A 14154-nucleotide genomic window follows, 5' to 3' on the forward strand; every position below is an offset into this window, starting at 1 on the left:
ATGGTGCTTTTCTTGATATTTAATATGTTAATAAGTACTCTACTTTTCTATCATACGTTATGATTGGAATTATGGCAAATCAAAATTTTTTAACTATCTTTTCCCTTTTGGTATACTTATGAATTATACTAGAAGGATATATTTCACAATAATTAATTAAAGGAGTAAAAATGATTAGATTAATCGCTGTCATTCTAATTTTCATACCAGGAGTTATTGCTGCAATCGGTATTAAGCTAATGAGAGACACATTATTTGATGACTTTCATCCTATATTTATCCATACGGGTATTCAGTTTGCTATTGGTTTAATACTTTTCATTGGCGGATTAGCCTTTTTAGGTGGGTTTATCATACATCGTGATCGCAAAAAACAGTTAGAACAAAAACAGAAAAAAGAATTAAACTAATTTGCATCTCTGGGGAGAGGATCATTCATGAAGGTAGCAAAATTTGGGGGCAGTTCTGTAGCAAATGCTACACAAATTAGGAAAGTCGGAGAAATAATAAAGAGTGATTCAGATCGTAAATTTATCGTCGTTTCCGCTCCAGGTAAACGATATAAAGATGACACGAAAATTACTGACTTACTTATTAATTTAGAGAAAGATTTTCGTACAAATAATCAATATGAAAATATTTTAAATACTATCATGAGTAGATTTGATGAGATTATTCAAGAATTACAAATATCTCCTACTATTCTTGATGGAATTCAAGAAGACTTTTTATCCATATTGAATCAGCAACCTTTTAATAGTGATGCCTTAAAATCAATTGGTGAAGATAGTTCGGCAAAGATAGTTAGTTCTTATTTAAATTCTATCGGTATTAAAGCTCATTACATTAACCCTAAAACAGCGGGAATTCTTGTATCAGATGAACCGGGAAATGCTCAAATATTACCTGAAAGCTTTAATCAGATTTACAAATTAAGGGAAATAGATGGTGTCTTGGTAATCCCTGGTTTCTTTGGATATACCGTTGATGGAAAATTAGTTACTTTTTCAAGAGGTGGGTCAGATATTACTGGATCTATTATTGCAGCAGGTATACAAGCTACATTATACGAAAACTTCACTGATGTAGATTCTGTTTATTCTGTCAATCCTAATATCGTGAAAAATCCGAAAGAAATTAAAACTCTAACATACAAAGAAATGCGAGAATTATCATATGCAGGGTTCTCTGTCTTTCATGATGAGGCGTTAATTCCAGCTTTTAAACGAGGTATACCCGTAACAATCAAAAATACAAATAATCCTCATCTACCAGGAACTTCGGTCGTCGCGACGAAAGAAGAAAAAAACAAATGTGTTGTTGGGATTGCCAGTGATACAGGGTTTAGTACACTGTATGTTAGTAAATATTTAATGAACCGAGAGTTAGGCTTCGGTCGTAAGCTTTTTGAAATACTTGAGGATGAGAACATCTCTTTTGAACATGCTCCTTCAGGTATTGACGATTTATCAGTTATTATACGCGAAAGACAATTTACTTCGGATAATGAAAAAAAAGTAATTGAAAGAATTAATTATGAACTACACCCAGACACAGTGTCGATTAAGCATGGACTTGCATTAATTATGATTGTTGGAGAAGGTATGATGAACACCATTGGTATTGCGCAAAAAGCTACAAATGCATTAACATCTGTAAATGTAAACATTAAGATGATAAACCAAGGATCATCTGATGTTTCGATGATGTTTGGTATTGAAGCTAGTGACTTAGAAACGGCTATTCAATCATTATATAAAGCATTTTTTGAAGATTAGGAATAAAATTTTATAAAAATAAAAAAATTACTGTATATTTCATACAGTAATTTTTTTATTTCAGCTGGCTTTATGTTCTAATCGTAGACGGTCTGCTACCATTGCAATGAATTCTGAATTGGTTGGTTTCGCCTTTGAGATGCTTACAGTGTAACCAAATAAAGCAGAAATGGAATCAATATTACCACGACTCCAAGCAACTTCTATCGCATGGCGTATAGCACGTTCAACACGTGAGGAAGTGGTGTTAAATTTCTTTGCAATATCTGGATATAAAACTTTAGTTATAGAACCTAAAAGTTCGATATCATTATAAACCATTGTAATAGCTTCCCTTAAATACATATAGCCTTTTATATGTGCTGGCACACCAATCTCATGAATAATATTCGTAATGCTTGCTTCTAGGTCTTTCTTCTTTCTTTCTTTTTTGACACCGATTGTAGAACGATTCGAAAGTACTGAACGTCCATTAACTTGACGAATCTGTTCTGCAAGGTTTTCTAAATCAAAAGGCTTCAGAATAAAATAAGATGCTCCTAAGTCCACTGCTTTTTTCATAACCTCTTCTTGCCCGAATGCAGTTAACATAATCACATGTGGATTGTTATTTGATTTTCCTTTTTCTCTAAGCATATTTAAAACGGCTAATCCATCTACATGTGGCATAATAATGTCTAAAATAAGCACATCTGGTTTTTTCTCTTCAACTAATGTTAGACAGTCTCTACCGTTATAAGCTACTCCCACAACTTCTATATCAGGTTGTTCCTCAAAAAACTCCTCCATTAAATTTATCAGATCTCTGTTGTCGTCAACTAAACAAATTGATATCTTATCCACAAATGTTCCTCCTTTAGTTCGGTTCATGTCCACTTTATGTATTCGACAAAAGTTCAGAGATTCCTTCTTTTTTTAAAAAAACTTTGCTTTTTTTTATTATTTCTTTAAATTGCTTTGTTTTTCTTTTGTTTTCGTGTATATTCGATTAATTATGACACAAGATTATTCGTTTTGTCGAAAAATATTTAGAGTAAGTAATAAATTGAATAATATAGCTGTACTAAGTGTGGCATGTTTAGAGTTTTTATCGTGTAGTTGATAGAAACTGCGCGGTATTTTAACCATAGTTAATGAGGATAGTGGAACGATACCGCTCCGGCAGAATACTCCGCTTTCCGCGGGCCCGGCCTCAGCCTCCTCGAGGAAAGTTCACCTCTCTAGGGGTCTTCGGACACGTGCTATTCCCGCAGGACAAGGAATGCTTCGTCAGCGTAATCATCGCACGAAGAAAATTGTTCTTTATTTTCGAGGAGTCTCCGTATTCTGCCTGCGCTGGTTTTATTTTCGAGGAGTCTCCGTATTCTGCCTGCGCTGGTTTAGTTTTCTAATTATTATTAGTTATTGCAACATGTTTTGGATTTATTTGGTTCTATTGCTCTTAATCACTCATCACTAGCGTAGGAAATGCACGGAGACTCCTTGAAAAAGAAAATCACTTTTTCTGCGTGCGATGTATCGCTTTCGTAGCGTTCCTTGTCCTGCGGGAGGATAGGCATCGGTGAGACCCCGCAAGAGCAAAATAGGGGTTCAAAGACTAAGAACGCCTCATCCTGAGGCAACGCCTTTGTGACCAACATCCTGTTGGCCCGAGGCTCACCAGCCGCCCGCGGCAAGGTAGACACTGTGAGGTACTTTCGAACTGATGTCGCCCCTGTGCTGACAGTAAAAGCGGAGTGTATTTCCGTAGCGGGTATGATGAGCTACCATAATGCTTAGTTGCCGCACAGTTTCTAATATAATCCGCTACATATTCCAAAACAGCAAGAAATCCAAGCTGATAAGTATCCTTTTACAGAATACTTATTAGCTTGGATTGATTAACTAGCTTTTTTATCCTCTTTTTTATAAATGTCAACGCCTGCATCTTGGAGCATCCATTCTATATGGACTCCGTACCCGCTCGTTGGATCATTTACAAATACGTGGGTAACCGCTCCTATTACTTTTCCATTTTGGATTATTGGACTTCCACTCATTCCCTGTACAATTCCACCTGTTGCTTCTAATAACTTTTGATCGGTAATTTGTATTACCATTCCTTTTGTAGCTGGAGATTTTTGTGGTACACTGCTCACAATCTCAACATCAAACTCCTCAACTTTCTCATCATCAATAACCGTTAGAATCTTTGCCGGACCTTCTTTAACTTCGTGTGATAACGCGATTGGCATTGGCTGATCATATTTTCCATTTTCTATGGATTGATCTAGTTTACCAAAAATCCCAAAAGGACTGTTCTTGGTAATCGTGCCAATTCTATTTTCTTTTATAGAAAATTTAGCTTGTTTTTCTCCTGGTGTTCCATTATTTCCTTTTTGGATCGACGTTACAGAAGATCTAACAATAGTACCATCATGAATTTCAATTGGTTTCTTCGTATCCATATCGGAGATGACATGTCCAAGAGCACCATATTTTTTTGACTTTGGTTCAAAGAATGTCATGGTACCAATACCCGCAGCAGAATCACGGATATACAGCCCGATTCGATATTCATTTTCCTTCTTATCCTTGACTGGTTTTAATTCGGTAGTAAAGGTTTCTTTTCCCCTTTTCACCTTTACTTCTAATGGTTTCGAAGCTTTTCCGGCCTCTTCGACTATTGGTTTAACATCCTTCATCTCTTCGATTTTTTTCCCATCTATCTCCATAATAACGTCACCGACTTTAATCTCAGCTTCTTCTCCAGGTGACATCTGTCCATTTTCACCATTTACAAGATGATGACCTACAACTAATACACCAAGCGTTTGTAGTTGCACACCTATTGACTGTCCACCAGGGATTACTTTTACATCCTTTAAGACAGAAACATCAACTTTTTTAATTGGAACCCCGGCTACGGTATACACTAATTGTTGTTCTCCGGGTTCACTAAAGTCAAAACTTGATGCATTAATAGCTTCCTGGTTGTCATTAACAGAAGCATGAACTTGTACTGCTTTTCCTAGGCTAGGAACGTTAAGGGGGAACTGATTTTGAAACGTTACAATCTTATTGGGAATGGTAAAATAATTTTGAATCGGGGGCGTAAAAGGAACAATTAGCAATCCGAGTAGGAGTAGAACTCCAGTAATGATACGAATTTTCTCTATATGTTTCACAAATGTCCACTCTCCTTGTTCCTAAACCCATACCATGTTTTTATATCTGTACTTCTAATTTGACCTTTAATGGTCATTTTTAAACTGGGAAAAGTTAAGAAAAGATGTGTAACATTTCCTTTACAATATATGTAAAAGAAAGAAGCTGCCTTCAGCTCTGCTTAAATTGTATTTAAATAAATAATAAAGGATTAGAATAACTTCTAATCCTAAAATAAATTGTGTTAACTAGTTATCATTGTAACTTTTTTAAAGTTCTTAGCAAGTTCATGTAACTCTCTAGCATGTTCAATTGCGGTGTCCGTTAATTTTGTTCCTGTCATCATTCTACTTAGTTCTTTAATCTGTTCGGTCTCACTAAGCTCTAAAACATGGGTTGTCGTCCGATTTTGCAATTCTTTTTTCTCAATAAATAGATGTGTATCTGCCATAGCTGCAACTTGTGGTAAATGGGAAATACAAAGGACTTGTGAATCATTGGAGATTTGGAAGATTTTTTCAGCAATTGCCTGTGCAACTCGGCCGCTAACTCCGGTATCTACCTCGTCAAAAATTACACTAGTAACGCCTTGATGTTTAGCAAATAATTTCTTTAACACAAGCATGATCCTAGAAAGCTCTCCACCAGAAGCAACTTTATTTATTTCTTTTAGAGGTTCCCCTAAATTCGTAGAAATTAGGAAGCGAATCTGGTCAAACCCATTTCGATGTAATGCTACTGTTTTACTTGGATTTTCAGGTGAAAACTGAATGGAGAAAGAAGCTTTTTCAAGGTATAGATCTTTTAATTCTTCTTGCACTTCCCGTATTAAATCCTTAGCTGCCTTTTTTCGGATATCATGTAATTGACTTGCATCTAAATAAGCATCTTCCTCTAGATCCTCAATTTCTTTAGCTAATTTTTGTAGATGAGAATCTTTGTTCTTTATTTGTTCAATCTCCTCTTCAATTGAACCCATATATTCAATCATTTCATCAACTGTAGAACCGTATTTCTTTTTCAAACGACTAATCTCTGAAAGTCTTCCTTCTATCTCATTTAAACGATCTGGATTGTATTCTAAACTTTCAATGAAATTACTTAGTTCAAAGGTTAAATCCTCCATCATATAAAAATGATTTGACAATGACTCAGACTTTAATGCAATAAATTCGTCATAATTATTGATTTCTTCGAGTGACCTTTGAGCCATACTTAACCATTCTAATCCTTTTTGTTCGCCATATAATGCATTATAAGCATCCATAACACCTTTATAAATCCGCTCATAATTCATTAATTGGGTTCTTTCTTTTTCTAATTCTACATCTTCTTCTGGGACAAGATTGGCCTTTTCTAATTCACTCAACTGAAATTCAAGCAAGTCAAGCCTTTGTGCAATTTCTTGTTCATTTTCACTTAGATCTTTATAACGCCTTTTTAATGATTGAAGTTTTTCAAACAAGGTCAAATATTCTTCTTTTACTTTATCCACTTTAGCTTGGCTGTATAAATCTAATAATTCGATATGATTCTCAGGATTCATTAATGATTGTGTTTCATGTTGGCTATGGATATCTATTAATGTCTTCCCAAATTCCCTTAGAATGGCTAGCGTTACTAACTTGCCGTTGACCCGACAAATACTCTTACCTGAAGCCGTAATGATTCTCTGGAGAACTACTTCATTGTCATGGATCTCGACACCATATTCCCTTCCAATGGAGTATATCGTATGTGAACTAGAATCAATAGAAAAGAGTCCCTCGATCTCTGCTTTTTCCATACCATGTCTGACAAATTCTACAGATGACCTACCTCCAGCTAATAACTGTATAGCATCAATTATGATTGATTTACCAGCGCCTGTTTCCCCTGATAAAACCGTAAGACCATCTTTTAATGTAACTGTCATTTGATCTATGATTGCGAAATTATGGATTGATAATTCGGTTAACATGTCGCCACCTCGTCTATAACATATTAATAAAACGTTCTTTTATTGTAACTGTGTCCTTTTCCGTACGGCAAATAATCAAACATGTATCATCTCCACAAATCGTACCCATAATCTCATCCCAGTCAAGATTATCAATTAATACACCTACAGCATGTGCATTGCCAGGAAGTGTTTTTAGTACAATGAAGTGACTTGTATGATCAATCTTTACAAAAGCATCCATTATTAAACGTTTTAATTTGTCATGAGGATTAAATCGTTGATCAGCTGGTAGACTATATTTATATTTTCCACCTCTGGAAGGAACTTTAACGAGATGCAACTCTTTTATATCTCTCGAAACTGTAGCTTGTGTGACGTTGTAGCCTAAATTTTTCAAACGATCCACCAGTTCATCTTGTGTATCAATATCATTTTCTGTAATTAATTCTCTTATCTTTATATGCCTTTGAACTTTACTCATATTGACCCCCTAGTATTAGTAGATGTAACCAATCATTAATAATCAAGTGCAACCCCTTAATTTGTCCTTGTCCGGTTATTTCCAGTTTTATTAAACCATTAACTAAAAAGGACTACAAAATTGTAGTCCTTACACTCATATATTCTTTGCTGACTTTAATTCTGAATGAGCTTCATTGACTACAACCTCGGGATTTAGTTCTTCAATGGAAATTGTAGGTTCTTCCTTTTCCCAACCTAAATGGGCTAAAAACTCCACATTTCCATCACCACCGGTGATTGGAGAATAAGTTAGACCATAGAGGTCAAATCCCTCTTCTTGTGCAAAAGAAAGTACTTTTTTCAAAACTTCCACATGAATATTTTTATCACGAACTATACCTTTTTTTCCAACTTGCTCACGACCTGCTTCAAATTGTGGCTTGATTAATGCAACTACATCACTTTTAGGTAGTAGAAGCTTCTTTAATACAGGAAGAATTAACTTTAATGAGATAAATGAAACATCAATAGATGCGAAGTTTGGTAATCCTTCTTTCAACATGTCATTTGTCACATAACGAAAGTTGGTTCGTTCCATTACAACTACGCGAGAATCGTTACGAAGTTTCCAATCTAGTTGATTATAACCAACATCAATGGCATAACAAAGTTTTGCACCCGATTGAAGGGCACAATCCGTAAATCCCCCCGTTGATGAACCAATATCCATCATAATTCTATCATGAACATCCAAAGAAAACACTTTCAAAGCTTTTTCGAGCTTTAATCCACCTCTCCCTACATAAGGAATTAATTTTCCTTTGACAGTTAAGGGGATATCATCATCAACCTTCATCCCAGGTTTATCAAGTCTTTCTTGCTCGGAATAGACTAAACCAGCCATAACAGCACGCTTTGCCTTTTCCCTAGTTTCAATTAGATTTCGTTCTACGAGTAGAACATCAAGTCGTATTTTACTCATCTGTTTAAAATCCTTTATCAGTCAATTTTAGTGGTCACGGTTGCTAACATAATTTGTCAGTTCCAATAATTTTGATGTATGTGCATTTGCCTTTTCTAATAATGTTAAAGCCTTTTCGGTATATAATTTTTTCATCTCTATAGCACCGTCTAGTCCCAATAATTTAGGATAGGTACTTTTGTCGTTGGATTCGTCACTACCTACTGCCTTACCAAGTTTTTCTTGATCGCCGATTACATCTAAAATATCATCTTGAACCTGGAATATAAGACCTAAATAATGCGCATAATCTCGAAGGAAAGATATTTGTTCCTCGGAGGCCTTTCCTAAGTATGCACCTGCAGTAACAGCAAATTTAAGTAGCTCTCCAGTCTTTAGAGAATGGATTTTCTCTAACTTCTCTAGAGTTACAGGTTGTTTTTCTGCTTCCATATCAAGTATTTGCCCGCCAACCATTCCAGATGGACCACTTGCTTTAGATAGATGCTTGATACAATATAACTTTTCTTTATCTGTTAGTAGAGGATCATTTGCAATTATTTCAAAGCTATAAGTTAATAGTGCGTCACCCGCAAGAATCGCAGTTGCTTCACCAAATACTTTATGATTAGTAGGTAGACCTCGGCGCATATCATCATCGTCCATCGCAGGAAGATCATCATGTATTAATGAATAAGTATGGATCATTTCCAATGCCAATGCGGAACTATACGTCTTTTCAGTCTCTGTAGAATATGCTTCAAAACTTGCCAATAACAATACTGGTCGAAGTCTTTTCCCCCCAGCTTCAAGGGAGTATAACATTGATTTTCTAAGTGATTCAGTTATGTCCGTAGCCTGTATATACTCAGACAACAATCTCTGAAACATTTTTTGGTTTGAGTCAATATATTGCTTTAAAGTGTCTACCACTATTTCTCATCCTCCTGTATATCAAAAGGAACAAGCTCCCCCTGCTCATTCATAATCTGCACCATTTTTTCTTGGATATGATTTAATTTATCACTACATATTTTGGAGAGAATCATACCATCTTGATAGTAAGAGATTGCTTTTTCTAAAGGCACATCTCCCTCTTCAAGTTTTCCAATTATTTCTTCCAGTTTCTCCATTGCCTCTTCAAAGGTTAAGTCTTTATATTTGTCCATTTTCTAACTCCTTATTGAGCGTTATTAGTTTGGTCAGTCATGTGGTCTCATGGTACTAATTGGAAACCACATAATTTAGTTTAGTTAATATCCAGAACCTCACAGTTCACCAGACCATCTTGCAAATTAAGCTTAATATGATCATTTTGCTTTATTTGTGACTTCGATTTAATAATATCGCCTGTTGAAGTATAGGGTATGGCAAATCCCCGTTTCATAATTTCTAAGGGATTAAGTAAGGTCAATTTATCCATCGTTCTATGTAACTGTTGAGATTGCTTTTCAATCTGTTGACTCATGGCTTGATCCTTCTGTTTCAACAACTGGTGAAAATCTTTAGTAGCTTGAACAAATTGCCTCTTTGGATGTTGTGTTAACAGCCTTGTATTGTGATGATTAAGTCGTTCGGATTTATTTTGCAGGTTAAACTTTAGACCACGGTCCATACGTTCTCGGTGTTTATCCAATTCTTGTTCTTTTTGCCTTATCAACTGTTCTGGGTATCGAAATGCATAAGATTGTGCCATTCTTTCCAACTGGTTTCTGTTTTGTTTAATAGTAATTCCTATTAAACTACTTAGCGACTGTTTCATTCTAGAAATTTTATCTAACAATTCATATTGTGACGGTACAGCTAATTCAGCTGCACCAGTTGGCGTAGGAGCCCTTAAATCGGCAACATAATCACTTATCGTGACATCTGTTTCATGCCCAACAGCCGATATAATCGGAATCGCAGAATGAAAAATTGCTTCAGCTACAATTTCTTCGTTAAAAGACCATAATTCTTCAATAGACCCGCCACCACGACCAACAATCATTACGTCAAATAAATTATCTTTATTCGCTTGTTGAATTGCTCTCGAAATCGAACCCGCTGCATTTACACCTTGTACGAGGACTGGTAAAATAGTAACTTGCACAACAGGAAACCGTCTTTTTATCGTGGTAATAATGTCTCTTACCGCCGCACCAGTAGGTGAAGTGATAACTCCTATATGATTTGGAATCATTGGTATTTCTTTTTTATATTGCGAATCGAAATATCCCTTTTTTCGTAATTTTTCTTTCAATTGTTCAAAAGTTAAATACAAAGAACCTACTCCATCTGGTTCCATTTGTTGTATATATAGCTGATATTGACCAGTTGCTTCAAAAACGCTAATTTCCCCTCGAATAAGAACTTTCATTCCATTTTCAGGCTTAAATTTCAAATAACGATTGTTCCCTGAAAACATTACAGCATTAATCCGAGCCTGGTCATCCTTAATTGTTAAGTACATATGACCTCTTGAATGTAATTTAAAATTAGATACTTCACCCTTTAGCCAAATACTACGAAGATGTGGATCTGTATCCATTTTTCTTTTAATATACTTAGTAAGTGCTGTAACTGTTAAGTATTTATCTGTCATAGAACCCTTTCCTTAGCAGCTTTTAATGTATTATATAACAACATAGTAATTGTCATTGGACCAACACCACGAGGTACTGGTGTTATGTAGGATGCAACTTCTTTTGCACTATCAAAATCAACATCACCAGTTAATTTACCATCCTCTATTCGATTAATCCCAACGTCTATAACTACAGCACCTTCTTTAATATACTCTTTACTAATTATATTTGGACTACCAATTGCAACAACGAGTATATCTGCTTGTTTGGTTATATCTTTTACATTCTTTGTTCTAGAGTGACAATAGGTAACTGTTGCATGTTCATTTAATAATAATTGGCCTACAGGTTTTCCAACAATATTACTTCTACCTAGTATAACAGCATGTTTACCCTCTATGCTGATGTTTTTGGATTGAAGCATTTTTATAATTCCATATGGGGTACAAGGTAAGAAAGTATCTTGTCCTGTCATCATTCTTCCAATATTTACAGGATGGAAGCCATCCACATCCTTACGAGGATCGATGGTTTCAATAATATGCTGTACATTGATTTGTTTGGGAAGTGGAAGTTGTACCAGAATTCCATGAACCTGTTCATTTTGATTTAATTTCTGGATGATATCTAGTAGCTCTTTTTCAGATATAGATTCAGGTAGTTCAATTATTTCAGAACTAATCCCAACTTCTTCAGATGCCCGTTTTTTACCATTAACATACGATCTTGAGGCTGCATCATTTCCAACCAAAACTACCGACAAGTGTGGAATTACATTTTTTTTTCGTAGATCTTTCACTTCTTGTTTCATTTCTTCTTTTAATTCCATGGACAATTCTTTACCATTAATAACCTTAGCTTCCATAATACCTTCCCCTCTCCCACTAAGTTCTTTACTTAACTAGAATATATTGATTAACCATAACAATATTTTCTGTTTATTTAATTATCCTAGATAGGACACCATTAACAAACTTTCCTGATTTTTCATCGCCATATCGTTTCGCCAATTCTACAGCTTCATTTATGGATACATTTTCAGGAATATCATTTACAAATAATATTTCGAAAGTAGCTATTCGTAAAACTGTTTTCTCTACTGCAGGCAGACGCTCTAAAGACCAATTTTCAAGGTTTGCTGATATTTTTTGGTCAACGGTTGCTTTTTCTTTTACAACACCGTTCACTAAAGAATCTAAGAATTTATTTTGTCTTTCTTCTGTTAATCTATCTTGAATCGTTTGTTCCATATCTTCTTCTAACAAGTCTAATTGGAATAATATTTGGAATGCTTTTTCTCTTGCTTCATGACGTTTCATTTTTATGACTCCTTCTGCTAATCTCTGTTCAAATCATATCATTTTTATGTTGAAGACGCCACAACTGTCAATTCTTTTTAATTATCTGTCATATGTAATAGATGTCCCTAGCTCTTTCATTTAAGTAAGCATTTAATAACAAGAAAGGTCAAAAGATATTTCTACCTTTTGACCTCTTGTATTATTCTGATTCTTCTTCTGTTGTTTCTTTATCCATTTGTAATCCTACTACGTGAATATTTACTTCTGAAATTTCTAATGAAGTCATGTTTTTTAATGTTTGTCTGATGTTTCCTTGAATTTTTTGTGCTACTTCAGGAATAGACACACCAAATTCTAATACAACATACAGGTCAATTAGTATTCCTTCATCAGTTAATTCGACTTTAACACCTTTACTATGAGACTTTTTACCGAACCGTTCTACTACACCAGTAGCAAAATTCCCACGCATATTTGCCAAGCCTTCCACTTCTAATGCTGCTATACCAGCAATCACTTCAATAACTTCTGGGGCAATTTCTACTTTACCTAGTCCAGTATTTTCGCTCATATTAACTAACGATTGATCTGCCATTTTGTCACTCCTTTATGAAAATTGAGTTTAAAGCCTTAATCTTCATTTGGTTCCATAATTGGATGTTCTTCTAAGAAGTTCGTATTAAAGTCTCCATCTACAAACACTTCATGTTCCATTATTAATCGATGGAATGGAATGGTTGTATGTATCCCTTCTACAAGGAATTCATCGAGTGCTCGTTTCATACGAGCAATTGCTTCTTCCCTAGTTGAACCATATGTGATTAGTTTTGCAATCATCGAATCATAATATGGTGGAATAGAATAGCCAGGATAAGCAGCAGAATCAACACGAATTCCTAGACCGCCTGGTGGTAAGTACATATTAATTTTACCAGGTGAAGGCATAAAATTCTTAAATGGTTGTTCAGCATTAATACGACACTCAATTGCCCATCCATCAAATGTTACTTCTTCTTGATTGAACGACAGCTTTTCACCATTTGCTATCTTTATTTGTTCTTTAATTAAATCGATTCCCGTAACCATTTCAGTTACTGGATGCTCAACCTGGATTCTTGTGTTCATTTCCATAAAATAGAAGTCTTGAGTTTTACGGTCAAAAATAAACTCAATAGTTCCGGCACCAACATAATTAACGGCTTCAGCAGCTTTTACTGCTGCTCCTCCCATTTTAGCACGAATTTCCTCATTTAGTGCAGGAGAAGGTGTTTCTTCAATTAATTTTTGTAAACGACGCTGAATACTACAATCCCGTTCTCCTAAATGAACTACGTTTCCATGGGTATCAGCTAATACTTGTATCTCTACATGTCGGAAGTCCTCAATAAACTTTTCAAGATAAACACCGGGATTACCAAATGCAGTCTCCGCTTCTTTTTGAGTAATACGAATTCCTTTAATAAGGTCTCCTTCCGATCTTGCAACTCGGATTCCTTTTCCACCACCACCAGCAGTAGCTTTTATTATAACAGGATAACCAATTGATTCTGCAATTTTAATCGCTTCTTCTTCATTTTCTATTATACCATCTGAACCAGGAACAATGGGTACATTTGCTTCACGCATTGTTTCTCGTGCTACATCCTTAATACCCATTTTTTGAATTGCTTCAGGAGTAGGTCCGACAAATGTAATATTACAAGCTTTGCATATCTCAGCAAAATCAGCATTTTCAGCTAAAAATCCATAACCCGGATGTATGGCATCAACATTCGTCAAGGTTGCCACACTTATAATATTGGTGACATTAAGATAACTGTCCTTACTTGCTTTAGGACCGATACAGTAAGCCTCGTCAGCTAATTGAACATGTAATGATTCTTTATCGGCTTCTGAATATATAGCAACTGTTTCTACACCCAACTCTTTACAGGCACGAATAATTCGGACAGCTATTTCTCCTCTGTTTGCAACAAGCAGTTTTTTTATCATATTA

At 35.3% G+C, this 14154-nt stretch carries 14 protein-coding genes; 2 read left to right on the forward strand and 12 right to left on the reverse strand.

Features of this window, described 5'->3' with window-relative positions:
- Positions 1 to 170: 170 nt before the first annotated feature.
- Both BN999_RS06240 and BN999_RS06245 read left to right on the forward strand, forming a co-directional pair.
- Complete coding sequence (locus tag BN999_RS06240) at positions 171 to 410, forward strand: DUF2627 family protein (protein ID WP_096270541.1); 240 nt, start codon at positions 171 to 173, stop codon at positions 408 to 410.
- A gap of 27 nt (positions 411 to 437) precedes the next feature.
- Positions 438 to 1778, forward strand: coding sequence for an aspartate kinase (locus tag BN999_RS06245; protein ID WP_096270542.1), 1341 nt, complete (start codon positions 438 to 440; stop codon positions 1776 to 1778).
- A gap of 60 nt (positions 1779 to 1838) precedes the next feature.
- Here BN999_RS06245 and spo0A read toward each other — a convergent pair whose 3' ends face one another.
- The 12 genes from spo0A to accC all read right to left on the reverse strand — a co-directional run bounded on the left by spo0A (position 1839) and on the right by accC (position 14150).
- The gene (gene spo0A, locus BN999_RS06250) at positions 1839 to 2621 is read right to left on the reverse strand and encodes a sporulation transcription factor Spo0A (RefSeq protein WP_096270543.1); all 783 of its coding nucleotides are present in this window, start codon (positions 2619 to 2621) and stop codon (positions 1839 to 1841) included.
- 1037 nt (positions 2622 to 3658) lie between these two features.
- Positions 3659 to 4945: a SpoIVB peptidase gene (spoIVB, locus tag BN999_RS06255; RefSeq protein WP_096270544.1), complete on the reverse strand. Its 1287-nt coding sequence runs from the start codon at positions 4943 to 4945 to the stop codon at positions 3659 to 3661.
- A gap of 224 nt (positions 4946 to 5169) precedes the next feature.
- Entirely contained in the window at positions 5170 to 6885 is a 1716-nt protein-coding gene (recN, locus tag BN999_RS06260) for a DNA repair protein RecN (RefSeq protein WP_096270545.1), read from the reverse strand.
- A 13-nt stretch (positions 6886 to 6898) separates the two neighbouring features.
- Entirely contained in the window at positions 6899 to 7348 is a 450-nt protein-coding gene (gene ahrC / locus BN999_RS06265; RefSeq protein ID WP_096270546.1) for a transcriptional regulator AhrC/ArgR, read from the reverse strand.
- Between the two features lie 135 nt (positions 7349 to 7483).
- A complete protein-coding gene (locus BN999_RS06270; RefSeq protein ID WP_096270547.1) occupies positions 7484 to 8311 on the reverse strand; it encodes a TlyA family RNA methyltransferase in 828 nt (275 codons plus the stop codon).
- Between the two features lie 27 nt (positions 8312 to 8338).
- Positions 8339 to 9223 carry a polyprenyl synthetase family protein gene (locus BN999_RS06275; RefSeq protein ID WP_373453624.1) on the reverse strand — a complete coding sequence of 295 codons (885 nt, stop codon included), beginning with the start codon at positions 9221 to 9223 and terminating at the stop codon, positions 8339 to 8341.
- On the reverse strand, positions 9223 to 9459 hold the full coding sequence (locus BN999_RS06280) for an exodeoxyribonuclease VII small subunit (RefSeq protein WP_096270548.1): 237 nt from the start codon (positions 9457 to 9459) through the stop codon (positions 9223 to 9225). The genes BN999_RS06275 and BN999_RS06280 overlap by 1 nt, the downstream gene beginning before the upstream one ends.
- 80 nt (positions 9460 to 9539) lie before the next feature.
- Positions 9540 to 10874: an exodeoxyribonuclease VII large subunit gene (gene xseA / locus BN999_RS06285; RefSeq protein WP_096270549.1), complete on the reverse strand. Its 1335-nt coding sequence runs from the start codon at positions 10872 to 10874 to the stop codon at positions 9540 to 9542.
- Positions 10871 to 11722, reverse strand: coding sequence for a bifunctional methylenetetrahydrofolate dehydrogenase/methenyltetrahydrofolate cyclohydrolase FolD (gene folD, locus BN999_RS06290; RefSeq protein WP_096270550.1), 852 nt, complete (start codon positions 11720 to 11722; stop codon positions 10871 to 10873). The genes xseA and folD overlap by 4 nt, the downstream gene beginning before the upstream one ends.
- Before the next feature lie 73 nt (positions 11723 to 11795).
- Entirely contained in the window at positions 11796 to 12176 is a 381-nt protein-coding gene (nusB, locus tag BN999_RS06295) for a transcription antitermination factor NusB (protein ID WP_096270551.1), read from the reverse strand.
- A 181-nt stretch (positions 12177 to 12357) separates the two neighbouring features.
- Positions 12358 to 12753, reverse strand: coding sequence for an Asp23/Gls24 family envelope stress response protein (locus BN999_RS06300; protein WP_096270552.1), 396 nt, complete (start codon positions 12751 to 12753; stop codon positions 12358 to 12360).
- 35 nt (positions 12754 to 12788) lie between these two features.
- Positions 12789 to 14150 carry an acetyl-CoA carboxylase biotin carboxylase subunit gene (accC, locus tag BN999_RS06305; protein ID WP_096270553.1) on the reverse strand — a complete coding sequence of 454 codons (1362 nt, stop codon included), beginning with the start codon at positions 14148 to 14150 and terminating at the stop codon, positions 12789 to 12791.
- Positions 14151 to 14154: the final 4 nt, after the last annotated feature.

This window comes from Paucisalibacillus globulus, assembly GCF_900184735.1.
Lineage (GTDB): Bacteria > Bacillota > Bacilli > Bacillales > Amphibacillaceae > Ornithinibacillus > Ornithinibacillus globulus_B.

What these genes read in the sequence shown, in the direction of transcription:
- BN999_RS06240 (WP_096270541.1), top strand. Translation starts at nt 171, where the DNA reads ATGATTAGATTAATCGCTGTCATTCTAATTTTCATACCAGGAGTTATT.
- BN999_RS06245 (WP_096270542.1), top strand. Translation starts at nt 438, where the DNA reads ATGAAGGTAGCAAAATTTGGGGGCAGTTCTGTAGCAAATGCTACACAA.
- recN (WP_096270545.1), bottom strand. Translation starts at nt 6,885, where the DNA reads ATGTTAACCGAATTATCAATCCATAATTTCGCAATCATAGATCAAATG.
- ahrC (WP_096270546.1), bottom strand. Translation starts at nt 7,348, where the DNA reads ATGAGTAAAGTTCAAAGGCATATAAAGATAAGAGAATTAATTACAGAA.
- BN999_RS06270 (WP_096270547.1), bottom strand. Translation starts at nt 8,311, where the DNA reads ATGAGTAAAATACGACTTGATGTTCTACTCGTAGAACGAAATCTAATT.
- BN999_RS06280 (WP_096270548.1), bottom strand. Translation starts at nt 9,459, where the DNA reads ATGGACAAATATAAAGACTTAACCTTTGAAGAGGCAATGGAGAAACTG.
- xseA (WP_096270549.1), bottom strand. Translation starts at nt 10,874, where the DNA reads ATGACAGATAAATACTTAACAGTTACAGCACTTACTAAGTATATTAAA.
- folD (WP_096270550.1), bottom strand. Translation starts at nt 11,722, where the DNA reads ATGGAAGCTAAGGTTATTAATGGTAAAGAATTGTCCATGGAATTAAAA.
- nusB (WP_096270551.1), bottom strand. Translation starts at nt 12,176, where the DNA reads ATGAAACGTCATGAAGCAAGAGAAAAAGCATTCCAAATATTATTCCAA.
- BN999_RS06300 (WP_096270552.1), bottom strand. Translation starts at nt 12,753, where the DNA reads ATGGCAGATCAATCGTTAGTTAATATGAGCGAAAATACTGGACTAGGT.
- accC (WP_096270553.1), bottom strand. Translation starts at nt 14,150, where the DNA reads ATGATAAAAAAACTGCTTGTTGCAAACAGAGGAGAAATAGCTGTCCGA.